Annotated in this window: 23 protein-coding genes and 2 pseudogenes; 14 read left to right on the top strand and 11 right to left on the bottom strand. The window is 70.6% G+C overall.

All coding sequences use genetic code 11. From position 1 onward, the window contains the following. Window positions 1-62 precede the first annotated feature (62 nt). Window positions 63-569 (bottom strand): hypothetical protein, encoded by a 507-nt coding sequence (locus tag QFZ76_RS04020; protein ID WP_307672379.1) that lies wholly within the window; start codon window positions 567-569, stop codon window positions 63-65. Between the two features lie 352 nt (window positions 570-921). After that, window positions 922-2577, bottom strand: a complete 1656-nt coding sequence (locus QFZ76_RS04015) for an FAD-dependent monooxygenase (protein WP_307672378.1) — start codon at window positions 2575-2577, stop codon at window positions 922-924. Window positions 2578-2884: 307 nt separating this feature from the next. Here QFZ76_RS04015 and QFZ76_RS04010 point away from each other — a divergent pair, with 307 nt between their 5' ends. Beyond that, window positions 2885-3226: a hypothetical protein gene (locus QFZ76_RS04010; protein ID WP_307672377.1), complete on the top strand. Its 342-nt coding sequence runs from the start codon at window positions 2885-2887 to the stop codon at window positions 3224-3226. Window positions 3227-3742: 516 nt separating this feature from the next. Here QFZ76_RS04010 and QFZ76_RS04005 read toward each other — a convergent pair. Beyond that, window positions 3743-4264 carry a hypothetical protein gene (locus QFZ76_RS04005; RefSeq protein WP_307672376.1) on the bottom strand — a complete coding sequence of 174 codons (522 nt, stop codon included), beginning with the start codon at window positions 4262-4264 and terminating at the stop codon, window positions 3743-3745. Window positions 4265-4487: 223 nt separating this feature from the next. Next, window positions 4488-4721: a hypothetical protein gene (locus tag QFZ76_RS04000; RefSeq protein ID WP_307680379.1), complete on the bottom strand. Its 234-nt coding sequence runs from the start codon at window positions 4719-4721 to the stop codon at window positions 4488-4490. Between QFZ76_RS04000 and QFZ76_RS03995 the strand changes: the two are divergent. From QFZ76_RS03995 to QFZ76_RS03980, 4 genes and pseudogenes are all read left to right on the top strand, one after another. Further along, window positions 4707-5475: pseudogene (locus QFZ76_RS03995) on the top strand (chitosanase). The gene QFZ76_RS04000 and the pseudogene QFZ76_RS03995 overlap by 15 nt on opposite strands. A 122-nt stretch (window positions 5476-5597) precedes the next feature. After that, window positions 5598-6376 (top strand): annotated as a pseudogene (locus QFZ76_RS03990) (hypothetical protein). Continuing rightward, window positions 6373-7728, top strand: a complete 1356-nt coding sequence (locus QFZ76_RS03985; RefSeq protein WP_307672375.1) for an alpha/beta fold hydrolase — start codon at window positions 6373-6375, stop codon at window positions 7726-7728. Before QFZ76_RS03990 ends, QFZ76_RS03985 begins: the two are co-directional and overlap by 4 nt. A 253-nt stretch (window positions 7729-7981) precedes the next feature. Next, window positions 7982-10996 (top strand): glycosyl hydrolase, encoded by a 3015-nt coding sequence (locus QFZ76_RS03980; protein ID WP_307672374.1) that lies wholly within the window; start codon window positions 7982-7984, stop codon window positions 10994-10996. 99 nt (window positions 10997-11095) lie between these two features. Here the strand turns inward: QFZ76_RS03980 and sigJ are convergent, their stop codons facing one another. After that, window positions 11096-12043, bottom strand: a complete 948-nt coding sequence (sigJ, locus tag QFZ76_RS03975) for an RNA polymerase sigma factor SigJ (RefSeq protein WP_307672373.1) — start codon at window positions 12041-12043, stop codon at window positions 11096-11098. Between the two features lie 101 nt (window positions 12044-12144). Between sigJ and QFZ76_RS03970 the strand changes: the two genes are divergently transcribed. From QFZ76_RS03970 to QFZ76_RS03955, 4 genes are all read left to right on the top strand, one after another. Continuing rightward, window positions 12145-12519, top strand: a complete 375-nt coding sequence (locus QFZ76_RS03970; RefSeq protein WP_307672372.1) for a hypothetical protein — start codon at window positions 12145-12147, stop codon at window positions 12517-12519. Between the two features lie 165 nt (window positions 12520-12684). Further along, on the top strand, window positions 12685-12843 hold the full coding sequence (locus tag QFZ76_RS03965) for a hypothetical protein (protein WP_307672371.1): 159 nt from the start codon (window positions 12685-12687) through the stop codon (window positions 12841-12843). Window positions 12844-13053: 210 nt separating this feature from the next. Continuing rightward, window positions 13054-13890, top strand: a complete 837-nt coding sequence (locus QFZ76_RS03960; RefSeq protein ID WP_307672370.1) for an NAD(P)H-binding protein — start codon at window positions 13054-13056, stop codon at window positions 13888-13890. A gap of 236 nt (window positions 13891-14126) precedes the next feature. Continuing rightward, the gene (locus QFZ76_RS03955) at window positions 14127-14669 is read left to right on the top strand and encodes an MOSC domain-containing protein (RefSeq protein ID WP_307672369.1); all 543 of its coding nucleotides are present in this window, start codon (window positions 14127-14129) and stop codon (window positions 14667-14669) included. Window positions 14670-14979: 310 nt separating this feature from the next. Here QFZ76_RS03955 and QFZ76_RS03950 read toward each other — a convergent pair whose 3' ends face one another. Beyond that, window positions 14980-15624: a hypothetical protein gene (locus tag QFZ76_RS03950; RefSeq protein ID WP_307672368.1), complete on the bottom strand. Its 645-nt coding sequence runs from the start codon at window positions 15622-15624 to the stop codon at window positions 14980-14982. A gap of 454 nt (window positions 15625-16078) precedes the next feature. Between QFZ76_RS03950 and QFZ76_RS03945 the strand changes: the two genes are divergently transcribed. Further along, window positions 16079-16453 carry a hypothetical protein gene (locus tag QFZ76_RS03945; protein WP_307672367.1) on the top strand — a complete coding sequence of 125 codons (375 nt, stop codon included), beginning with the start codon at window positions 16079-16081 and terminating at the stop codon, window positions 16451-16453. 80 nt (window positions 16454-16533) lie between these two features. Beyond that, window positions 16534-16917, top strand: a complete 384-nt coding sequence (locus QFZ76_RS03940) for an alpha/beta fold hydrolase (protein WP_307672366.1) — start codon at window positions 16534-16536, stop codon at window positions 16915-16917. A gap of 48 nt (window positions 16918-16965) precedes the next feature. On the opposite strand, the gene QFZ76_RS03935 is transcribed toward QFZ76_RS03940, so the two are convergent. Both QFZ76_RS03935 and QFZ76_RS03930 read right to left on the bottom strand, forming a co-directional pair. Then, window positions 16966-17781 carry an alpha/beta fold hydrolase gene (locus QFZ76_RS03935; protein WP_307672365.1) on the bottom strand — a complete coding sequence of 272 codons (816 nt, stop codon included), beginning with the start codon at window positions 17779-17781 and terminating at the stop codon, window positions 16966-16968. 42 nt (window positions 17782-17823) lie between these two features. Continuing rightward, entirely contained in the window at window positions 17824-19278 is a 1455-nt protein-coding gene (locus QFZ76_RS03930) for a hypothetical protein (protein ID WP_307672364.1), read from the bottom strand. 400 nt (window positions 19279-19678) lie between these two features. Between QFZ76_RS03930 and QFZ76_RS03925 the strand changes: the two genes are divergently transcribed. Next, window positions 19679-19996, top strand: a complete 318-nt coding sequence (locus tag QFZ76_RS03925; RefSeq protein ID WP_307672363.1) for a DUF2795 domain-containing protein — start codon at window positions 19679-19681, stop codon at window positions 19994-19996. Window positions 19997-20107: 111 nt separating this feature from the next. On the opposite strand, the gene QFZ76_RS03920 is transcribed toward QFZ76_RS03925, so the two are convergent. From QFZ76_RS03920 to QFZ76_RS03910, 3 genes are read right to left on the bottom strand one after another with little or no spacing between them, the layout of a single operon-like run. Continuing rightward, window positions 20108-20815, bottom strand: coding sequence for a phosphoribosyltransferase (locus QFZ76_RS03920; protein ID WP_307672362.1), 708 nt, complete (start codon window positions 20813-20815; stop codon window positions 20108-20110). Then, window positions 20764-21159, bottom strand: coding sequence for an alcohol dehydrogenase catalytic domain-containing protein (locus tag QFZ76_RS03915; RefSeq protein ID WP_307672361.1), 396 nt, complete (start codon window positions 21157-21159; stop codon window positions 20764-20766). The genes QFZ76_RS03920 and QFZ76_RS03915 overlap by 52 nt, the downstream gene beginning before the upstream one ends. A 19-nt stretch (window positions 21160-21178) precedes the next feature. After that, on the bottom strand, window positions 21179-21577 hold the full coding sequence (locus QFZ76_RS03910) for a ChaB family protein (protein WP_307672360.1): 399 nt from the start codon (window positions 21575-21577) through the stop codon (window positions 21179-21181). A gap of 294 nt (window positions 21578-21871) precedes the next feature. Between QFZ76_RS03910 and QFZ76_RS03905 the strand changes: the two genes are divergently transcribed. Then, the gene (locus tag QFZ76_RS03905; RefSeq protein WP_307672359.1) at window positions 21872-22270 is read left to right on the top strand and encodes an SseB family protein; all 399 of its coding nucleotides are present in this window, start codon (window positions 21872-21874) and stop codon (window positions 22268-22270) included. A gap of 143 nt (window positions 22271-22413) precedes the next feature. Continuing rightward, on the top strand, window positions 22414-23340 hold the full coding sequence (locus tag QFZ76_RS03900; RefSeq protein WP_307672358.1) for a DMT family transporter: 927 nt from the start codon (window positions 22414-22416) through the stop codon (window positions 23338-23340). Window positions 23341-23456: the final 116 nt, after the last annotated feature.

Genomic DNA, 23456 nt, shown 5'->3' with positions numbered 1-23456 from the left:
AGGGCCGGGCCGCCACGCGGCACACGCGTGACGGCCCCGGCGGCTATCTCATCCGGCATGGGTCAGGCCACACTTCCCGCCGTCTTCTTGCGGCGCGCCGCGTACAGACCGGTCGCGGCGACGGCCAGGACGGCCAGCCCGCCCGCGGTCACGGCAGGAGAGGCCAACGCGCCGCCTCCGGTGTGCATCCCGCCGCTGGGCTTCTCGTGGTCACCGCTCCAGGAGTTGCCGTCCTGCTTCCCGCTCCACGAGTTCTCGTCCTGCTTACCGCTACCGGACTCCTTGCCCTGCTCGCTGTCCTTCTCCTTGTACGTCTCCGGGTCGTGCTTGGGGTCCTTCGTGGTGCCCCAGTCGTCCTCGTTCACCGCGGTCAGTGCACCGCCACCCGTGTGCATGCCACCGCGCGGCGAGTCGTGGCTGCTGTCCTTGTCGTGCTGCTTGTCGTGCTCCTTGCTGTAGGAGGAGTCCGCGTGGTCCCAGTCGTCCCCGGCCGCATAGGCGCCGGGTGCGCCGAGAGCGAGGACTGTCGAAGCCGCCGCAGTGGCCAGGAGCATGCGAGCAGAGTGCATCTGACGTTCCTTCCGTCGACAGCCGGGCAGCTGGTGCTTCGTCAGCTGATGTGACCCGCCTCCGACGTGATCCACCGTCAGCCAGCGGCCCGCCCGCCACCACTCAAGGGGATCACTCGGGTGAACCGCCCCAGGTCCCGGCGATCCATCGCCGAGCCCCTTGCAGCCCCGTGCGCGATCTGTCGCCTCGTCAACTCCGGTGCAACAGGCCGCCGTCCGCGGCTGCGCCCTGGCAGCCGAGCCACCGCAGTGGGGCCGTCGACATCACCGACTTGGCGGTCACGGACCGGACCTGCCACATGCTTCGGTCCCGGACCCCTCGCGGCGAGGGGGCCGGGACCGTCTGCTGAAGTCAGACCGTTGCCAGCAGTGTGGTCAGGACGTGGCGCAGTGCCGACTCGGCGTCCGGGGTCGGCTCTGACGATCGCCAAGCCACGAACCCGTCGGGACGGACGAGTACGGCGCCTGCAGGTGTCGTGCCGTGGGCGGCCGACCAGTCCGTATCGCCCTCGGGAGTCAGCTCGGCATCGGGTCCGTCGCCCATCCGGTACGAGATCAGGGGGATGGACATCTCTTCGGCGAGGCGGAGGGCGGCCTTGTGCCAGCCAGTCGGGTCATCGGCGTCGCTGAGCAGGACGAATGACCGTTCGTACAGGTCCAGCGTGGAGATCTGTTCGCCTCGGTGCCGTACCGACAAGTGGGGTGCCCTGCTGCCGGGTTCACCGGACAGGTCGAGACGTTCCGGGACGACCGGAGTCGTGGGGTCGGTGCCGACGACGGCGCCCTGCGGATAGCGGTAGCCGAGGGCCACGTTGAGGATGCCGCGCTGCGGGGCACCGCCCGCTCCGGGAGGCGGGGCGAAGCCGGGATGACTGTGCTCGACCGACCGTGCGGCGGCGCGGGCGCTGGTCGCCTCCGCCACCGGGCGGCGCTCGGCGTCGTACGTGTCCAGGAGTCCCTCCCCGGCCCAGCCGCCGACCACCGCGGCCAGCTTCCACGCGAGGTTGTGGGCGTCCTGGATACCGGTGTTGGAGCCGAAGGCCCCGGTGGGGGACATCTCGTGGGCCGAGTCGCCGGCCAGGAAGACGCGTCCTGCGCGGTAGCTCCGGGCAACTCGTTGGGCGGCGTGCCAGGGAGCCCTGCCGGTGACCTGTACGTCGAGGTCGGCGACTCCGACCGCGCGGCGGATGTGCTCGACACACCGCTCGTCCGTGAACTCCTCCAGGGTTTCGCCGTGTTCCGGGTGCCAGGGAGCGTGGAAGACCCAGTTCTCACGGTTGTCCACGGGCAGCAGCGCGCCGTCGGCGTCCGGGTTGGTCAGATAACAGACGATGAAACGGCGGTCGCCCACGACCTCGGGGAGGCGGCGGGAGCGGAAGGTGATGCTGATGTTGCTGAACAGGTCACCAGGACCGCTCTGGGCGATGCCGAGCTGCTCGCGGACGGGGCTGCGGGGACCGTCGGCGGCGACGAGGTAGTCCGCGCGGATGGCGGTGTGCTCGCCCGTCTGACGGCTCTTCACCATCGCGGTGACACCTGAGGGATCGCTGTCGAACGACATCAGTTCGGTGGCGTACCGCAGGTCGCCGCCGAGCCGCGCGGCGTGGTCGAGCAGCACCGGCTCCAGGTCGTTCTGGCTGCACAGGCACCATGAGCTGGGGCTGAAGCGGGCCAGTCCGCCGCCCGGGTCGATCTCACGGAAGAGCCACTCGCCCGCGTCGCCGACCAGGGTGGGTGTCTGCAGGATCCCGTGGTTGTCGGCCAGCGTGGCGGCGGCCTGCCGGATCATCGGCTCGACGCCGGCCGCCCGGAACAGCTCCATGGTACGGACGTTGTTGCCGCGGCCGCGGGGGTGGATGGACGTCCCGGCGTGGCGTTCCACCAGCGTGTGCCGCACCCCCAGCCGGCCCAGGAAGAGAGAGGTCGACAGGCCGACGAGGGAACCGCCGACGATGAGGACCGGGACCCGGTGGGTTGTGTGGTCGGTTCGATCGGCTCTCTGGTTCATCACTCGCCTCCAGCGCGTCGTGTCCGCCAAGTCGGCCGGATGCGGCCGCGAGCTTCATGCATGCCCCGCAGTGGAGACGCGGGCTCAAGCTTCACCCGCTTAACCCGCCCGGTTCGCCGAGTCGGCGGCCACGTCCGCGGTCCATCTCCCCCCGACATCCGAACGGATCACGGCTCGACCCGCGGGGCGGAGCCGTGCCAGGGGCCGCTCGATCAGCCCGCCCCGTGGGGGTGCGAGCGAGACTGGTCGGAGTCCACCACATCCGCGTGTCCGACGAGAGACGCGCTCACTGCCTTCGCCTCACCCGTTGGCCCAGCCGGCCGTGGCCGTGCCCTACCCGTTCGGCTCGGCCTCCGTGCCGGTGATGGCGGGGCACGAGAGCCTGGAGGCCCTGGCCGTGGTGTGGGCCGCCGAGTCGGGCGGGCAGGGGCTGTCGAAGGCGAAGCGACGGCACCTGCGCACCACGGCCGGGCGTCTCGGTGCGGCGCCGGGCCTGCTGCGCGCGTACGGCGCCGACCGGGACGCGGGCCGGACGAGTACGACAGGGCGGACCGCACGGACGACATCGCCCCTGCTCCTCACGCAGTACGCCCATGACCCGCCGGGGTCGATGACCGTTGCCCGTCGCCCGTCCGTCACGTGTCGGTGAGCGGCTCGGGCGGCGGGAGGGCCGGGAGTCTCGGTAACGATTTCGTCTGATAAACGCATGCCCCCGAACGAAGGAAGCGGCCTCACCCGATGGGGCCATGCCGGTCCGAGGGCGTACCAGCCGCGCACGCCGTCGCGTTGCATCAGCATGGATTGCAACGTCACCACCGGGCGTCTCCTCTGGAAGAACGACGGCAGACAGGCGCCGCACGGCGACTTCACCAGGACGGCCCAGGGAGATCCGCCCATCTTCGCCGCGCTCGTCAGGGAGTGGCGGGCCAGCGGCCGGACGGTTCCGGACAGCCGGGGTTCGCAGGGTGCCTCGCCCGTTTCCGTCGGCACCGCAACGACCAGGCTGCAGCGGCACCCGGCCATCCCGTGTGGTCCGGGCCGATGGGAACGCGACGGCGAACTGCCACCAGGGCGCGAGACCGAACTGGTCACGACTCGCTGAAGCAGCCGTATGGCGGTGTGTCAGCTCGTGTGCCGCAGCGTCCTTGGCGGCGGTTGCCTGCGGTCAGCCCGGCCGGTCACCGCTCTGGTTGCGTGCCCCTGCGGTCGGTGCCCCGCACGTCGGACAGCGCCGCTTCGTACTGGACTGCCCGGTGAGCCTTCCCAGCGCCACCTGAAGCGCCAGTTCCACGGTGGCCGGAACGAACAGTGACCCGGTTCCGTCGGGCGGGACCAGCCAGCGCAGCCGTCCTGCGGCCCGATGCGGGGCGGGCACGGCGAGCCACGTTCCTTGGCCCGCGTACTGGATGCCCGACCCGATCCAGCGGCCCTCGGGATCCGGCGGCAGAAAGAAGGCCACCCGACGGGCGGCGGTGTCCGCGAGCGCGGGACCGGGAGGCTGCGGAATGCACAACAGGGTGTCAAGGGCCGGCATGCCCAGGTCCTCCGGCACGCTGAGTACGTCCCAGAACCGCCCGCAGGCCAGTACCGCGACCCCGGTGTCTCCGTGCCACTGCCGCTTGCAGGTGCGTGGGTCGGTGGAGGCTGCAGCGAGCCATTCCATGGCCTGACGCGTGGCTGATCGCATGCGTTCCTCCGGATCCGTCTGTCCGCGGTGCCGACATGCTGATGTTTGTATATATTTCTATGTGGCGGAAGGGGTGGCGAACCGTGGCGATTGGCTTCGGAACGTTCGCCGATGGAGCAGATGTTCTCCGAATCCTGGCCAGTCCTTCGACATCATGAAGATGGTCGGCTCATGGGCCCGGTGTCGGCGAGCGTGGCGGGAGCAGTGCCGGAAGGCGTGGGCTTCACTGCGTGGGCGCCCCTTTGAGGGGGATCCCTTGGCTTCCCTGGTGGAGACGGCGCGACGCCTCGACTACGGTGCCGGCCGGTGTCACCGCCAGGAAGATGACGAGGCGTAACGTTTGCGCGACCCGGCCGAGGGCGACCTGTCCCGACCGCCCGTCGAACCCGTCAGTGCAAAACGCCTGAGGCGTATCGGTCGCGATCGCGGTATCGCTGTCGGCATGGGCTCCGTTCATTTGCTTGGAGTCTCCGTGGAACCTGAGACAACAGCTCCAGCCGCCCGCACCTCGCGTCGCACTGCCCTTGCCCTGAGGGGAGCGCTGACCTCCGCCGCAGTGTTCGGCCTTCTGCCCGTCGCTGCAGCGACGGCAGCCGCACCGGGCCTCGATGACCCGGCGACGAAGGAGATCGCCATGCAACTGGTGTCGAGCGCGGAGAACTCCACGCTCGTCTGGAAGGCCCAGTACCGGTACATCGAGGACATCGGTGACGGCCGCGGCTACACCGCCGGCATCATCGGCTTCTGCTCCGGCACCGGAGACATGCTCGACCTCGTGGAGCTCTACACCGACCGGAGGCCCGACAACGTCCTCGCCGAGTACCTGCCGGCCCTGCGCCGCGTCAACGGCACCGACTCGCACGACGGCCTCGACCCGCACTTCACCGACGCCTGGCGCAGGGCGGCTCAGGACACGGCGTTCGAGCAGGCGCAGAACGACGAACGCGACCGCGTCTACTTCAACCCCGCCGTCAGGCAGGGCAGGACGGACGGCCTGCGTGTACTCGGCCAGTTCGCCTACTACGACGCCATCGTCATGCACGGCGACGGCGGCGACTGGACCAGCCTCAGCAACATCCGTCGGCGCGCCCACACACAGCGACACCAGCCGCGTCGACACCGCGCAACGCGTCTTCCTGCGCCAGGGCAACTTCGACCTGAACCCACCCCTGGACTGGAAGCTGTACGGGGACAGTTACCACATCGGCTGACGAAGACCAGGACATGAGCGAGAGAGTCGAGCGCCCAGTGCTCGGCAACACCAACACTGGGCCTTCGCTGATACAGGAGAGCGCCTATGTGAACGCTGTGACGGATGTTGCAGACTGACCGCATGACTCGCACGAGGAAGATCGCCGCCGCGCTGCTCGCCGCATCGGCCGCGCTGCTCGCGATACCCCCACCGCCTCCGCAAGTCCAACCCCGCACTCAACCCTCTTCAGGGAGAGCTTCGACCGCCTTCCTGTCGGCCCCGTGACCGCGGGCCGTGGCTGGACCACCGACACCGCCGACGGTTCACTGACCGTCGAACCCAGCACCACCGGTCACGGCCGCGAACTACGGCTCCACACAGAAGGCAACGGCCGTGCCTTCCTGGTCCTGTCCGACCTCGCGCCCCCCGGCAACAGTTTCTGGGCCCGGTTGCGGCTGCGTGTGAACGACTTCCCGACGGCACCGGACTGGGCGCACTGGACCATCGCGGAGGCATCCGGTTCCGATGTCCCCACGCTGGTACGCCCGTTGGGCGGCCAGTACGTGCCCACCTCACAGACCAACTTCCGGGGAGTCGGCTCCGACCTGGGTGCCACGGGGGACTGGACCGCCTGGAAGACCTCCGCTCCCGCCACGGCCGCGACCTGGCAGTGCGTCGAGTTCCACCTCGACGCGAGTGACAATCGCGTCACCGTCTACCTGGACGGCGTGGAGGAGTCCGAGTTGACGGTGTCCACGAAGGAACACGGCGGCACGACCGACGACTTCGTCTTCCCGACCTTCGACACACTCAAGCTGGGCTGGCAGTTGTACCAGTCCGACCCCACGCCGTCGGCGTACGACGTCCGCATGGACGACGTGGCGCTGAGCACCGAGCGGGTCGGCGGGTGCGCCTCATGACCGGAGGACTTCCCCGCAGGGCGGTGCTGGGTGGGCTCGTCGGCGGGCTCGCCCTCACGTCCCTGCCGACCGGCCCGGCCGTCGCCACCGGGCGGGAGCGCGAGCCGTACGTCCCGCTGGCGGTGGCCGGCGGGGGCGGTCCGGCAGGATCGGACCGGGTCCACGTGCTCAAGGTCGGTCCGGACACGGCACACACGGTGGTGGTGCTGGTTCCGGGGATGTTCGGGGCGGCGGGCGACTTCCGCCTGTTCGCCCGTGACCTCGTGCAGGCGGTGCCCGGTGTGCAGGTGTGGGCGTTCGACCGACGCGAGGAGAACCTGGCCGACCGCTCGGGCTTCACCACCGAGGACCCCGCCGGGTACTACCTGGACGGCCACTACCGCACTCAGGATCCCGCAGCCTCCGCCTTCGCCGCTCGCTGGGGCCTCGCCCGCACCGTGGAGGACCTGCGTACGGTCGTACGGGCCGCGGCCGGTGGCGGCCGGCGGCGGGTGGTGCTCGGCGGCCACTCCTGGGGCGCCACCACCGCGATGGCCTACGCGGCCTGGGACTTCGACGGCCGCCCGGGGTACCGGGACCTCACCGCGCTCGTACTTGTCGACGGTGGCGTGCACGGGGCGTTCGAGGGGACCGGACAGCCGGTGCACAACTCTCCGGAGGAGGTGCGGGCGCGGCTGGCCCGCATTGAAGGCGGGGCGGTCTTCGACATGACCCTGAGCGGAGTCGGGCTGGGCAGCCGGGCGGAGAGCACACAGATCTGGTACCAGCTCGCCGGCTGGTACGCACACCGCGACCCGGACGGCCGCTCGGTCCTCCAGCCCCGGATGCCCGACGCGCTGCGGCCGCCGTATCCCGTCACCAACGCCGGTCTGCTGGGCACCTTGGTGGATGCCGGGTTCGGCTGGCCGAACGACATCAGTGTCCACTCGGGGCACCTCGCCTACAGCGGCGACCCGCGCGGCTGGGTCGACACGGGTATCACCCCCATCAGCCGTGTCGCGACGGCGTACGCGGGTGGCCCGAAGCCGGCCGTGTGGGAGTGGTACTGGCCGTCCCGGCTGTCGGTGGACCTCGACGTCGTCGATCCCTACGCCGACACCGACCTGGCCCGCTCACTGGGGCTGCGGCTGCTGCACACCGGGAGCCTGGACACACCGCTCTACGTCTTCGAGACGAGCTACGCGCAGGGGACGGTCGTGTCGTCGGCGCGCGAGGTCATGGCCAACTCCCGTATCCCGTACGGGAGGTACGAGACAGACGAGGGGATGAACCATCTCGACCCGCTGTTCGCCGCCGCGCGGCACAACACCCTGACCCACACCCTCGCACCGTTCCTCGCCGGACTGCGGTGACGAGTGACGACAGGCATCGGCGGGGCATCGCAGGGATGCCCCGCCGATGACGGGTCGGGTGATTCCCGCGAAGGGGGACGAGCCCGGAGCCCGGTCACGCGGCGCCTTGTCAGCCGTGCGAGACGTTCAGCCCGTAGGCGACCCGCGCGCACGGAGGGGATTTGCGGCGCCGATCTTGACCGCTCGGGGATCCCGGGCTTAACGTTCCCGCGTTTACAGGGGATTGAAACGATTCAACCACTTGGGGTGATACATGCAGAAGCCCATCCCGCAGCGTGGCGGGATATCCCGGCGCACGGTGCTCACGGCCTCCGTGGCCGCCGGCGCCGCCACGGCGTTCGCCGCAGTCGGCTCGATGGAAGCCGGCGCCGCCCCCCTGACCGGTCGTCAGGACCTGTCCGGGGACTGGTTCGCCACCTCACCGCGGTCCGTGCGTCCCAAGTTCCGCTGGTGGTGGCCGGACGGTCTGGTCGAGCCGGCGGAGATCGCCCGTGAGATCGACCAGATCGCCGACGCCGGCTTCGGGGGAGCCGAGATCGCCGCCGTCCACCACAGCATCAAGGACAAGTCCGTCCTCGACACCGCTCACCACGGCTGGGGCAGCACCCCCTGGCGCGACGGCGTCCAGGCAGCCCTGCGCCAGGCTGCCCGACGCGGCCTGACCATCGACCTCACCCTCGGCCCCAGCTGGCCCGTCGCCGTGCCCGGCGTCACCCCCGACGACGACACCGCCGCCCAGGAACTCGCCTACGGCCGCACCTTCGTGGCCGCCGGCGCCACCTACCGGGGACCGGTTCCCGAACCCGTGCACGAGGCCGCCTCCGCAGTCACCCGGCGCCGCCTGCTCGCCGTCCAGGCCGCCCGCGTCGAGCCGGCCAACGCCACCCGCAAGGAGACCGGCCTCGACCTCGCCAGTGTCCGAGACCTCACCACCACCGTCCGCGACGGCGCTCTGACCTGGACCGCCCCCGCGGAGGGCGACTGGGTGCTGATCTCCTACTGGCAGCGCGGCTCAGGCCAACAGCCCGAGTCCGGCCCGCACTCCTCCCCGGCCGCCCACGTCGTCGACCACTTCAGCCCCGCCGGCACCGCCGCCGTCACCGGCTTCTGGGAACGCGCCGTGCTGACCGGCACCATGCGGCGACTGCTCAAGGCCGCGGGCGGCGCCTTCTTCGAGGACTCCATCGAGCTCGAGACCGACTCCCTCGTGTGGACCTCCGCCCTGCCCGACGCCTTCGAACAGCGCACCGGCCGCTCCCTCCTGCCGTACCTGCCCGCCCTCGTCCTCGACAACAGCAACCAGGTCTTCGCGTTCGAGGCGCAGCTCACCCGGCAGATCCGGCACGACTTCTGGGAGACCGTCTCCCACCTGTTCAACACCCACCACGTCACCGCCCTGCGCAACTGGGCGCACTCGCTCGGCATGTCGCTGCGCTCGCAGCCGTACGGCCTGCAGACCGACGCCATCGCCTCCGCAGCGATCCTCGACATCGCCGAGGGGGAGTCGCTCGGCTTCAAGAACCTGGACGACTACCGCTGTCTGGCCGGCGGTCGGGACATGGCCGGGCACACGGTGCTGTCCTGCGAATCGGGCGCCTACAACGGCTCCGCGTACAGCACGACCTGGGACAGGTTCCTGCGCACCATGGGCGGCGCCTACGCGGCCGGCGTCAACCAGACGGTCGTGCACGGCTTCTCGTACGCCACCGCCCCCGGGGTGAGCTGGCCCGGCTTCGCCGCCTTCAGCCCCTACAACGGTGCGGCCGGCTACGGCGAGTCCTGGGGGCCCCGACAGCCCACCTGGCGGCACGCCGAGGACATCGCAGGCTATCTCGGCCGCGTGCACCACGTCCTGCAGACCGGCACCCCGCGCGCCGACGTCGCCGTCTTCCGACAGACCGGCTACACCGCCACCGGCATCGGCGCCTCCTGGTTCACCGCGACCGGCGTACCGCTCGGCTGGACCCACCAGTTCCTCAGCGGACCGCTCCTCGACCTCCCCAGCGCCCACGTCTCAGGTGGCCGCCTCGCCCCGGACGGCCCCGCCTACAAGGCCCTGTTCGTCGAGGGAGACTTCTTCTACGGCTCCACCCCGACCCTCGCCCTCGACGACGCCCGCAAGCTGCTGAGGCTGGCCCGGGCCGGACTGCCGATGGTCCTGCTCGGTGCCTTCGACCAGGCGCTCACCCCGGGCGTGCCCGACCAGGACGAGACGGACGCGCTGCGCGAGGTACTGGCCCGCCTCCTCGCCCTGCAACACGTCACCGCCGTCACGGACAAGGCCGCCGTCGGCGACGCCCTCACCACCCTCGGCATCACCCCCGACGCCCGCTACGCCACACCCTCCACCCTCCTCAACAACCACCGCGTCAGCGGCGACACCGACTTCTACTACCTGTGCAACGGCAAGCATGCCGAGACCGTCAAGCCGCCCGTCGCGGCCATCGACCACGATGTCACCCTGCGCCGCACCCGGCGGGGCACCACCGTCCCCTACCTGCTCGACCCGTGGACGGGCGAGGCGACCCGCATCGCCCGCTACACCGAGGACGGCGACACGGTCACCGTGCGCGTCACCCTCGTCCCCGGCCAGGCCACCGTCATCGCGCTCGGCAGACCCGGACTCTTCGGAGACCGCAACGGCAGCCGCCCGCACGCCGTTTCCGGTGACGCCGACCGGGTGCTGTTCACCGACCGCGGCCTGGCCGTGCGCGCCGCGGCCTCGGGTACGTACACCACCCGGTTCTCCGATGGCCGTACTGCGGTCACGACCGTGCCCGCAGTGCCCGACGCCGTGACACCGGACCGCTGGCGGCTCGACGTCGAGGACTGGCACCCCGGCGCCGACGCGACCAGCACCGACATCGTGCGGCGCACACTCACCCTCGACACCCTGCTGCCCTGGTCCCAGATCCCCGAACTGGCCGACTCCGCAGGCATCGGCCGCTACCGCACCACCGTCGTCCTGCCCCACCGCTGGACCTCGGCCCACGGCGCATACCTCGAACTGGGCCAGGTCAGCGACACCTTCCGGGTCACCGTCAACGGCACGCGGCTGGCCCCCGCCGACCGGCTCCACCCGGTCGTCGACCTGGGCGGACATCTGCGGCGCGGCGACAATGTGATCGAGGTCGAGGTGGCGACCCCGCACATCAACCGCCTCCGGGTCGCCCAGCCGACGGTCTTCGGCGCCGCCGCCCGTCAGGCGTACGGCCTCATGGGCCCGGTCCGCCTGGTGCCGTACGTCCAGGCCGTGGCGCGCCCCTGACTGCTCCCGTCCCTGGAGGGTGAAGATCCCTCACCCTCCAGGGACCAACTCCGGGACATCGTGAAACACCGGCTGCGTCGCATGCAGTACCGGCCGGAGTTACTCGCCGGACTCCTCGCGAAAACCGGACCCGGCCCCCCCGGCCCACAGCCGCAGCTTCTCCGGGTTGCGTACCGCCCAGATCCGGGTGACGCGCCCGTCGGAGACGTCGAACGAGGCTACGGTCATGACGACGCCGGCACGCTGGGCCACCAGGCCCGGCACACCGTTGACCGACCGCTCCAGGAGTTCGAGCCCCGGAGCCCTGTCGGCAATGGCGACCATGTACTGGGCGATACGCGCGCCGCCCTCCACGGGGCGCAGGACGGTGCCGACCATGCCGCCGCCGTCGGCGGTCATCACGGCGGTCGGGTTGAGCAGACCGACGAGGGCTGCGATGTCCTTGGCCTCCCACGCCTCTTTGACGTGCCTCACCACGTCGGCCCGGCCGGTCGCCGCCACCGGAGCGCGCGCGACGTTCACCCGACGCCGGGCGGAGGCCGCCAACTGCTTGCAGGCCGCCGGAGTCCGGTCGAGTACGTCGGCGATCTCGGCGAACGGGTACCGGAAGACATCATGCAGGACGAACGCCACCCGCTCGGCAGGCGTCATCGACTCCAGGACGACGAGGAAGGCCATGGCCACCGACTCGTCCAAGACGATCTGGTCGGCGGGATCCGCAGGGCCGGTGGGACCGGCGCCGCCCGCGTGGTCCCACTCGGTGCGGTCGGGCAGCGGCTCGGGCAGCCATGCGCCGACATAGCGTTCACGGCGGGCCCGCGCCGAGCCGAGCAGGTCCAGGCAGATACGGCTGGTCACCGTCGTCAGCCAGGCACCGGGGGACAGGATCTCTTCCTGCCGGCTGCGGGGCAGCCCGTACCAGCGTGTGTAGGCATCCTGCACGGCGTCCTCGGCCTCGGTGACCGAACCGAGCAACCGGTACGCCACGTTGATCAGTTGGCGTCGCTCGCCGGATATCTCATCTCCGCTGGTCCCGACAGTCCCCATGCTTCCGGCCGCCCCCTCGCCTTACCTTTCGCGGGCCCGCGTCGTCGGGCTGGTGAGACCTTATCGATCTGCTGCCCGAGGGCGGAAAAGGGGACTGTGGCATGACTACTCAGGCGACGGCGACGGCGAACGCACAGCGCAGCTCCTCGTTCATGCAGATAGCCATCGCCCTGCAGACCCTGACCATCTTCCTTCAGGCGGTCTCTGCCGGTCTGCTGCTGACCTCGTCCTACGGAGAAGTGCTGCACAGTGTCGGAGCCCGTGTGATGTACGGGGCGTCGATGCTGTACGTGCTCGCGGCGGTCCTGGCGTGGAAGCCGGGCGGCGGCTCGCCCCGGCCTGTCTGGCACGCGTCGGGTTTCCTCGTACTCGCCTCGGCCCAGGTGGTGCTCGGCATCGCGCACGTCCCGTCGGTCCATCTCCCCCTGGGCGTCTTGATGTTCGGTCTGAGTGTGCTGGCGCTGGCCCGTCGCTGAGGTCAGTTCGACGGCGCGGCCGACGGCCCGGGCAGTTGCCCGTGGGATGCTGCGGGGATGCTCCTGGTGGTCTGTGCGCGCCGCGGCAGCGAGACTTGGGCGCGGTGCCGACCGTCCGGAAGTGGGCCGGTCGTGCCTCACATCCCGTCCGGTGAAGGACAACAGATGCGTCTTCGCAAGCGTGCGACCGCCGTGGTGTTCGTAGGGGCGACCGCCCTCGGAGCCCTCGCCCCGCAGGCCATGGCAGCGCCCATGCCCTGGGACAGCCACAAGGCCCCTGCAGCCACCCAGCCCGCGCCCACCGGCCATGTCGATGGCGGCTGAACCTTCGGTCGGCCGTCGGCCGCCACGGAGAGGCCACACTGCCCACCCCTTGCCGTGAGCGTCTTCTCCGACGAGCCATACGAGACGCCGGGGACCTGGGCGGAGCGGGCGTACCCCAATCAGCCGGTCTGATCGCGCTGTAACACCGTGGGCCAACCAGGCGAAGCCTTGCGGACAGAAGCTGACCGCAAGGCTTCCTACGGTCGTGGCATGACACAGACACAGAAGATCCTTGTCGCCGGCGCCACCGGAACCGTCGGCCGTCAGGTCGTCGCCGAACTGCTCGCCCGCGGGCACGCGGTCCGCGCCCTCACCCGGGACGCGGCCAGGGCAGACCTCCCGGCCGGTGTCGAGGTCGTCCAGGGCGATCTGACCGAACCCGACAGCCTGATCCCGGCATTGGAGGGCGTCACCGGCCTCCATCTGATCACCTTCGGCGGGGCCTACTTCGCCCCGCTGGAGACCGGCCCGCGGATCCTGGAGCTGGCCCGCGCGGCCGGCGTACGCCGGGTCACCGTGCTGCACGGTGGCGGGCCGTCCCTGCTGGAGGACACCGTACGGGCCGACGACGGCGTGGACTGGACCGTGCTCATGCCGGTCGAGTTCATGGCCAACGCCCTGGAGTGGGCGGACCAGATCGTGGCCTCGGACCAGGTCCGCGAGCCTTTCGTGGCCCGACTGAGCGCCATGGTCCACGAGGGCGACATCGGTGCCGTCGCCGCGGTCGCGCTCACCGAGGAAGGCCACGCGGGCCAGGAGTACGTGATCACCGGCCCTGAGCTGCTGACCGTCGGCGACAAGGTGGCGACCATCGCCGCCGCCCGCGGCCGGGAGATCGCTTTGGTGGAGCTGACCGAGGAGCAGGCCGTCGCACAATGGCGGGCGGCAGGGCACCCGCAGGACGTCATCGGCTTCCTGCTCGAGGCGTACGGGAACACCCCGGAAGTGGGCCGTACGGTCGTCGACACCGTCGAGAAGGTCACCGGCCACCCGGCCCGCACCTTCGCCCGGTGGGCTGCGGAGCACGCGGACGCCTTCACGGCGTAGCCCCGCGTCGTACGTGGAGGACGGACGCGGAAGGATCCGCATCATCGGTGACGACCGCGTCCGCGTCCGGCGTCGGCCGACGGGTGGCGCAGGTAGTCACAACGTCTTCACTGGCGCATGCGGACGGACGAGGCTCCGCGGCCTTCGGCCTGACCTGCCCTTGACGGCTGCTGCGCCTGGAGATCCGAGGGTAGGGTCGTGACTGATCAGTGTCGGTCAGGAGGGGGTCGCGAGGTATGAGCGCAATAGTGACGGCGGTCAGCAGCAACGGCGAGTACTCATTCACCAAGCCGAACCGGGACAGCATCACGCTGCTCGCCGGGCTCGGTGTTGAAGGCGACGTACATGCCGGTGTGACGGTGAAGCACCGCTCGCGGGTCGCGCAGGATCCCACGCAGCCGAACCTGCGTCAGGTCCACCTCATCCACGAGGAGCTCTTCGCCGAGGTCGGCGAAGAAGGATTCCCGGTGGCACCCGGTGAGCTCGGCGAGAACATCACTACGCGCGGCATTGACCTGCTTGGCCTGCCCGTTGGCACCCTGCTTCACATCGGTGACGAGGCAGTCCTCGAGGTGACCGGACTGCGCAATCCCTGCCTGCAGATCGACAACTTCCAGGACGGGCTCCTGAAACAGGTCGTCGGGCGGGACGAAGCCGGGAACATCGTGCGCAAGGCCGGAATCATGAGCATCGTGAAGGAAGGCGGCACGGTGCGCCCCGGTGACACGGTCAAGACGGAGCTTCCCAGCGGGCCGCATCGGCCCCTGGAGCGGGTCTGAGGCCCTCCGGCTTTGCGGTCTCTCTCGCCGACACCTCGGAGAGTTGATCGAGACTGGTTGCCGGCGGTCCTGGCCCACCTGCCCTCAGCTCCATGCTGAACAAGTGCTCCACCGGGTGGGTGGGCATGCTCGACCCCCTCCGGACGACGAGGCGGCTGAGGGCGGCATGCGCACCCTGGCCCTGTGCGAGTTGGATCCGACCCGCACCAAGGTCAGGCCGCTGTACGAGAGCCGGGCGGGGGTGCTGGGACGCGGTGGCGGCCGGGATCAGGCGGATCACCGACCGCCTGCGCGGATCGGCGTTGTCAGCTCAGGCGTCGGCTGGTGCGGGCTGCTCCTCGGCCTGCGGTGATGCCGCCTGAGCGTCGGGTGCGGTGTAGTAGACGGAGGCGCCTTGCTTGGAGCGCTGTGCCTGGTTGCGGGCGACCAGCCCTTCGAGGGTGGTGCGCACCACGGTCGTCTTGATGTTGCGGTCGGGATGGGTCTGGCCGAGTGTGGTGGCGATCTCGGCTGCCGAGCGCGGTTCGCTCTGCTCGGCGAGGTGGCGGCGGACCAGTTCGACCAGTGTCGGCGGCGCGGTCTTGGCGGCTTCGGCGGTGTCTGCCTGCTTCTCGGCGGCCGGCTTGGCCGTCGCGGCGGGGCGGGACTTGGTGGCGGACTTCTTCGTCCGGGCCCGTGTGCCCGGACCGGTCTTGGCGGTGGTCTTCTTGCGAGGGGCGGGCACCGGGACACTGTCCGACGGGACCACGGGCTCGGCGGAAGCCGGCGCTGTGCCGAGCGCGCGCTGAATGCTGACGAGGACCTTGTGGTCACTCTCGAGGGCCGCCAACTGCTCCTGCAGGGCGGCAATCTCCCCACCGATACGTTCTTGCTCCTTGGTGTTGCGTTCGAGGTCGGCACTGACTTGAGCGGTGTACTGCGATGTCAGTTCGGTAGCGGAAGCGTTCTCGGACATGGGATGCACAACCTTTCCTCGGCCAAGGGCCGTAGTTGAAGAGCCTGCCACGTGTGTGCCGGCCCGCACCGGTGTCTCCGGGCGGCAGCCGTACCCATGCACAGTGCCCTGTCGTAGCGATGGTACGGACAACCGGAAGTGAGGTGTCCTCCCTTGAACGGTCTGAGCCGAGCTCATCCCTCAGTGGGTCCGCGCAAAGCCTGCGGGCGGTGAGCTGAGGGTGCAGACACGGCGTGGCCCTCACACTGTCACATGTGTAGCCGGACTGGGATGGTCGTGAGTACAGACGACTCCCACGCGGGCAGTCGGCACATCCAAGGCTGCGCGCAGGGTGGCCTGCGCCTCTGGCTTCCAACTGCCGTATTAATACGTGGAGTTGGAGGTAATGCGCTGCCGACGGCGGATGCCACATGGACTGTTGCGCGGGGCGGGCACGACGAGGGGGAGGCAGTAGATGCCGTGGATTGACAGGTACGAGTGCGCGGACGGCTTCTCCGCGATGGGCGGCGGCAGCCGGCGAGGCGGGGCCCATCGGCGAACCGAACGGCAGCAGCGGGACGTGCAGCTCGCCGTCTTCCTGGTGGTGGCCGTGGCGGTGGTGAGTCTGGCGGTGATGGGGGTCAACTGGCTGCTCGCCCACTGGTGGGTGCTGCTCGTCGCCGCCGTACTGGCGTACTGGCCGGCGTCGGCTGGTGGCAGCAGCGGGTGCAGGCACGCTGCGGGTCTTCGGTGGATGTGTGCGGCGTTGATGTCTGCGAGGACGAGGCGCGCGTCCTGTGCGGCGAAGGCCTGGGCGGTCGTGCGGCCGATGCCGAGGCCGCCCCGGTGATGACCATCGCCTTGCCGGACAGCCTGCGGTGAGGCTCGTGCCTGGGTCTCCCGCATTGCTGGCGGATCGGGCCGGCGGTGTTGAACGGCCCCACTTTCGACCGCCGTGCGCGGTCGGCCTGGCGGCAGGCCGCCCGCCTGCTGCGCGACGCACGCTGGGAGCGGCCGGGCCTGGGTGTCGCACTCGCGCTCAGCTATGCGGACTGCGGGTTGCCGCGGGCCTGGCGGACGTTCCGCCACCAGCTGCACGACCCGGTCGAACGCAAACTCTGTCACCTGCGTACCCCGGTGGTGGTCGTACGCGGCAGCCGCGATCCGGTCGTACCGCGAGCCTGGGCAGAGGAGGTCGTCGCACTGCTGCCGCGGGGCAGCTTCGCCGAGGTGCCCGGAGCGGGGCACACCCTGAACTACTCGGCTCCGGCGGAACTGGCCCGTATCACCCCGGCACTCCTGGGTCGGGCCTGACCTGTCCTTCTGCGATGCCGGATGTGCGAAGTGGGCGACTCTGAAGGCTCAACCGTGCGGTGGTGCCTGCCGCTCACCGCCGTCCGGGACGACGCGGTGCGCGAAGCCGCGCACCGGCTGCGACCACGCCTCGGGGTCCAGCCAGGGAAACGTGTGCGCCCCCGCAACCTCGACGTACTCCCCGTCCGGAACCAGGCCGGTCAGCCGGCGGCCCCAGCGGGCGGTGCCGATACGGTCGTCCCTGCCCCGGATGACCAGCAGGGGCACCCGCAGCCGGCCCACCGAGTCCTCCAGGGCGTCGTCGAGGTGGACCCGCGCCGTGTGCAGGAGCCGGCGAAGACCCGCTCGCTTCCACTCCGGGCGATGCGACTCGGACAGTCCCGACGGTTCCCGTCGTCCGTCCAGCTGCCAGTGGACGAGCAGGCGTACGTAGCCGCGGGCCATCGGGTCGACGGTGGGACTGGCCAGCACCACACCCGCGACGCCGGGATGCCCCAGCGCGGCCTGGGCGGCGACCTGGGTTCCACTGGAGTGCCCGGCGAGAATTACCGGCCCCAGGTCGCGCTCGGTGATCCAGTCGGCGACACAGCGGCCGAACTCCGGCACATCGAGCTCGTGCGGGGGATCGCCACTGCCCGCGAACCCCGGCAACTCCACCAGGTGCGCCCGCGTCCACCGGCCGAACGCCGCGAGACCGGGCAGCAGGTAGTCGGCCACCCCCATGCCCTGAACGAGTACGACCTGAGGCGTGCCAGGGTGTACGTCGCCGACGGCGCGGCTCCGCATCCGTCCGAGGGCACCGTCGTGGTACGTCGTGACGGTCCGTTCCGGAAACGGCGGCTGATGTTCGTGTCGGGAACCCATGGCCTGCGCACCTCCGCCAGCCCGATCCTTCCGGTCCGATCCTTATCCGGTCTGCTCGCCCGACGCGGCCGGTCCTCCCTCGGCGGGACCGAGGGTGTCGAACCGGGCCAGTCTGCGGACGCCGGTGTGCCGCTCCTCGCCGAGGAACTCGTCCAGCTCCTCAAGGCGCAGCGGGGGCGGCAGCGGATGCCGCTCGGGAAGGGCCGCCAGGGCCGGTTGGTAGCGCAGTGTGCTGCCGATGTCCTCGGGATAGGCCCGGTCGTCCACACCGAGCAGCCCTCCCTCCGCGTCGGCGTACCGGCGGGCGAGCTCGCTCCACGTCCCGGCCGGGACCTGACCGACCGAGCGCAGGCCGTTGGAGAACAGGTTCACGTGGATACGCCGGTACGGCTGCTCCTCGTGCCGCAGGTACTCGTCGAGCAGGCGATGGGAGGACTCGGCGGTGAACTGCAGCCAGAACGGAACGGCACCCACTCGCAGCGCCCAGTGCGGCTCCCACTGGTTGTAGGTCTCGACGAGCAGCCGGTCGGCCGGCAGCTCTCGCCGGCGGTACCACCAGCGGTACAGGTCGGCGACGAGCGGACTGAGGTGCTCCGGCTCGCCGATGGTGATCCGTCGTACCTGGTAGCCGCAGCGGGCTGCCAGTGCCGTGATGTCGGGGGTGAGGTTGTCGTCGTACCCCCATTCCGCTTCCGGATACTGCTCGTCCGGTGGCGGGGCGTCCCACTGGCGGACCTGCGCGTTCTGCTCGGCGAGGTGCCGGGCGATGCGCTCGCTCCCGCCCGCGTACTCGTCGGCCGACATGCCGCCGAGGGCGCCGAACTGGAAACGGTGCCGGTCGCCCAGTACCGACACGGGCCAGGTGAGGGTGCAGTCGACGATGAAGATGGTCGCGCCGGGAACGAGGCGCTGCTCCAGGAACCGCTCCAGCACGGCGCCGAGCCGGAGCCGCTTGAACCGGAAGTACATGAAACGCACGAGCATCGCCCGGTCCTGGCTCGGGTCGTGCATGTGACACAGCGCGAGGTCGGGATTGGCCTTCACCAGCTGCCGGCCGAGTTCCTGACCGGCCTTGAGTGCCGCGCGCGGCTGGTCGGGGTCGAGCCGGGCGCGCACCGGCACCAGGTAGGTCTGTGGCAGGACGGGTGCGCGCAGGGCGGCGGCAAGGTGTACCGCGGCCCCGCTGCCGGCCCCGATGAACGCCGCGGGGTAGGGGCCGGGGCCGTACTGGGCGGTGGTCCATGCGGCCAGGTCGTCGCCGCTCAACCGGCGTACTCGGGGGAGTGGCGCGCCCTGCAGATGTGCGGCCAGAACGAACAGTCGCCGTCGTGCGGGTGAGGGCAGGTGGGAGGCCAGGTCGGCCAGCCGCGCGGATCCGGGACCGACGCCGAGCCCTCTGAAGTCCCGGCCCCGCAGGAACCGGCTCACCGCCCGCACCGCTGCCACCGAGGAATCGAAGTCGCACAGGCAACGAGCGGTCCGCAGGCGCTGACGCACGGTCTGCCTCCCTCTCAGGACAACGTTCACCGCACCGGGCGGCGCGGGTTGCCGTCCCGGGCTGTCCGTCACCTTCCGCGACCACCCGTGGGCCCGTGCGGGCGGCCGCCGTCGGTACCGGCTATGTCCTGGCCGGTCCGTTCGTTCTCCGCCGACGCAGAGAGAGCGATTCGGCTGTCGGCGACAGCCATCTCTGCCTCGACCCAACAGTGAGTACCCCTGCGGCCGCACTTGATGAATTTCAGGTGCCAGGGAGCGCGTCGTGCGCCGGGATCGCGATTGGGGATTGGGGATTGGGGATTGGGGTGGGGTGCGTGCGTCGGGTTTGTGGATTTTCGTGTGTCAGGTGTCGGCGTGGGTACGCGGTGGCCGTCTTCGATCTGTGTGAGCGGTGTTATCCATGGCGCATGCGACGGTGGATGAGGTGTTGGGCGCTCTGGAGGATGTGGATTTCCCTGCGGACAAGGCGCAGCTTGTGGAGGCGGCTCGTTCCGCTGGTGCCTCTGGTGGGGTGATGTCCGCGCTGCGTGGTATTCCGCCGGAGCGGTACACGAATCGGGAGGACATCGTCCGGTCGATCCGGACGGATCCCGATTCGGATCTGGGGCACACTGCGGCGCAGCGTGGTGAGCAGGCTCGTCAGGGTGGCAAGCCCGGTCTGTCGCAGCATATGCGGGAGGTGCCCAAGACGCCGGTGGAGGAAGAGCTGGACCGCTGAAACGCCCGAAAGGAGAGGGAAGGCGACGAGGCGCCGGCGACGCCGGGTAGGGGCGACGCCGGGTAGTGAGAACGAGCCGCGCCGTGGGGCAGACACGCCGGCCGACTCCGGCTACCGGCGTCCGCTCTTGGACGGCGAGGCGCTGTGCGCGTGCAGGGTGCTGTGCGCGTGCAGGGTGCTGTGCGCGTGCAGGGTTTCGATGACCTCTTCGTCGCTGACCTGGTCGAAGTCGTCGTACCACTGGCCTACCGCCCAGAAGTCCGGCGGCTGGTGCAGGCAGACGATGTCATCGGCCTCGGAGCGCATCGCGGCGGCTGTCTCGGGAGCGGAGACGGGCACGGCGAGGATCAGGCGGGCGGGGCCCCGACGGCGCAGGTACCGAAGAGCGGCGCGCGCGGTGGCACCGGTGGCGAGCCCGTCGTCGACGAGGATCACGGCCCGGTCCTTGACGTCGGGCGCGGAGCGGCCGCCCCGGTACCGCTGTTCCCGGCGGTGCAGTTCGGCTCGTTCCCGGGCCACGTCCGGGCTGAGCCGCTCCTCGCTCAGGCCGAGCATCTCCAGAGAGCGCCGGTCGAACAGCGGGGGGTCGTCACCCACGATCGCGCCGACGCCGGTCTCCGGGCGGCCGGGGATGCCGATCTTCCGCGCGACCAGTACGTCCAAGGGCGCCTTGAGGGTCTGGGCCACCTCGGCTGCCACCGGGACGCCACCTCGGGGCAGCGCGAGTACGACGGTGTTGACGAGATCTCCGTCGGCCGCCCACTCCATCATCCGCAGGGCGAGTTCCTGGCCGGCGTGGCGACGGTCGTGGAATCGCATGACCTGATGCCTGCCTTCCTCCACGAGGGGATGTGCTGTGTGTCCTCTGGTCGGCGAGCTCTGTCCGGCGGACGGGCCTTGTCGCCGCGCCGACGCAGGGGCCGCCTGCTGAAGGGCGCCGGGATACGGCAGCGAGTGCATGTCCCGCACGGCATGGTGGACGTCACCACCACGCGGTCGCCGGGACCGAAGGTGCGCACCCCGGATCCCCTCTCCTCCACGAGACCGACGGCCTCATGACCGAGGATGCGGCTCTCTTGCAGGCCGGGCATGGTGCCGCGGACGAAGTGCAGGTCCGTGTAGACGTCATCTGTCCCTGTCCGGGGTTTCCTGTTCCACCGCACACCAAACTGCGTCGGCGCGTCAACTGGCTGCGCGCGTGCGGGATCGGTTGGCCTTACGGATCGCGTCGAGCAGGTCAGACTTCGACATCCGTGACCGTCCGTCGATGTCCAGTCGCCGCGCGAGATCGTAGAGATGCTCCTTCGTGGCGTGCTCGTCGAGGCCCTCGCCACTGCGGCCGCCCTGCCGGCGGGGACGGGCCGACCGCGGGTCAGAGGGGCCCTTGCGGCCGCCCTCCTTGCGCTCCCAGTGATCGCCGACCTTCTCGTGCGTGTGCTTGAGCGCGCCGTAGGCGACCCGGTGGGCCCGCTCTCCCTCGCCATACTGCTCGACGGCGGAGTCATGTGCCTTGACCCATGTGCGCTGGGCCTCGTTCGAGGAGCGCTCGAGGGTCGACGGCAGCTCCTGTCGGCCGGGCATGTGACTCACCTCCTTGGACGTGGCTGATCCGCGTCACCGGGTTCCCGCCGCAGTGCCGTGGTAACGGCGGCGCCCGGCCCGACGACGGGAGCTGAGCACGGCCCGCGGGCCGGCGGGGCGTTGCGTACCCGACATGAGCGGCGAGGGTGCCTGGCACGGTGCGCCGGCTGATCCGGCGCCGGGTTTGTGGAGGGAGTCGGGGTACTCGGGTTTCCGAATCTCGAGGGAGGTACCGGGGAGTTTCCGCGATGTCTCCCCGGCCACGTTCGACCCATCCGAGAGGGCTGGCCAATCGTGACTGACCACTTTCCCAATGGCGCCGCCTCTGCCGTTCAACTGGCCCTGCGGGCGGTTGTCGAGGGCGACGCCGACGAAGCGGAACTGGACACCCTTGCCGGCAGCGAGGTTCTCGTCCCGACCGGCGCCGCCGCCGGGGACCAGCCTGCCGGGACGGTGAGTCTTCCCGTCTACGAGCAGCCGGACGGCACCGAACTGGTGCCGGTGTTCACCTCGCAGGCCCGCATGAGGCACGCGTTCCCGCAGATCTCGGAGCACCGGCGGATCCTCCTCGGTGCGCTCGCCCACGGCTGGCCGTCCGAGGATCTGGCGCTCGTCATCGACGCCGGCACGCCGGAAGAGCTGGCGTTGACGGCTCAGGGGGTCAGGGAACTGCTCGACCGCCACATGGACTGAGGCTTTGTCCCCGACCACAAAGTCTGACGCGGTGGGTTCCGACTCGGCGCCGACCGCGTCAGACCTTCTCCCTGCGCCTCCAGGCCAGGTGGTCGCGGCAGGCGGCAGCCGTCACTCGTGGATCGTCGGCGTGTGCCCGGCCCTTGCCCCGGCCTCGCTGGGGCCAGGCGGCCGGTGCGCTCGCGTTGTTTGTGTCGCTGGTCTGTATTGACCTGTCCGGCGCGGACGCGGGCACGGCCTCCGCGTACCGGTGTCTGCCGGCCGTACCCGCCCTGGTGCTGGCGCTCCCCGAGTACCGCCGCGCAGGCCGGCCGCCTCGGCCACAGGTGCTGTACGGACTGGCCGGCGGGGCATTGTTCGCCGGGGACATGCTGCTGTGGGCGAAGGCGATCACCGAAGTGGGGGCGGCACTGTCCACCGTGCTGGTCAATGTGCAGGTGGTGCTGGTGTCGTTCCTCGCCCGGGCGGTGGACCGCGAGCGCGTGCCGCGCCGATTCCTGCTCTGGCTGCCGGTGCTGCTCGCGGGCGTGGTGCTGACCGGCGGGCTCTTCGAGCAGGGCGCGAGCGGCGGCGACCCGACCGCGGGCGCGGTGCAGGCGGTGCTGGCGGCCCTGAGCTACTCGGGCTTCCTGTTCCTGCTGCGCCGCGGCGGCTTTGCGGGGCACGTCCGTACCACGTACACGCTGGTGATCTGCGTCTCGTCCGTCGTCTCCGCGCTGGGAGGCGCCGTCTGGGGCACCCTCGGCCTCGCACCGTCCTGGCGGACTCTGGGCTGGCTGGCGGTGGTGGCGCTGAGCAGCCAGATCGTCGGCTGGCTGCTGGTGGCCGTCAACTCGCCCCGGCTGCCCAGCCACATCGGGGCGGTCCTGCTGCTCCTCACTCCGGTCGGTGCACTGGCCCTGGGCGCTCTGGTGCTGGGTGAGCGGCCGACGCCCGCGCAGTGGCTCGGCTGCGGCCTGATCATGCTCAGCGCCTACGTCACGACAGGTGGCGCGCCGGGGAACCGCGACGGTGGCGGCCCTCAGCAGACTCGGACGTCGTCGAGCCGCAGCCGGAGCCGCGGCGGCTGAAGCGGACCCGCAAGCCCTCCGCCCGGCGGTCCTGCGGTTCGGGACGGCCACCGCGTCGGACCGGAGCGTCGGCTACCGGACCGGTGACATGGCTGGCCACTTCACTGTGACCGGTC

It is taken from the genome of Streptomyces sp. V4I2 (assembly GCF_030817655.1).
Taxonomy (GTDB): Bacteria; Actinomycetota; Actinomycetes; order Streptomycetales; family Streptomycetaceae; genus Streptomyces; species Streptomyces plumbiresistens.
Note: the sequence above shows the minus strand (reverse complement) of the source record. Positions and strands in the feature narration are given on the sequence as shown.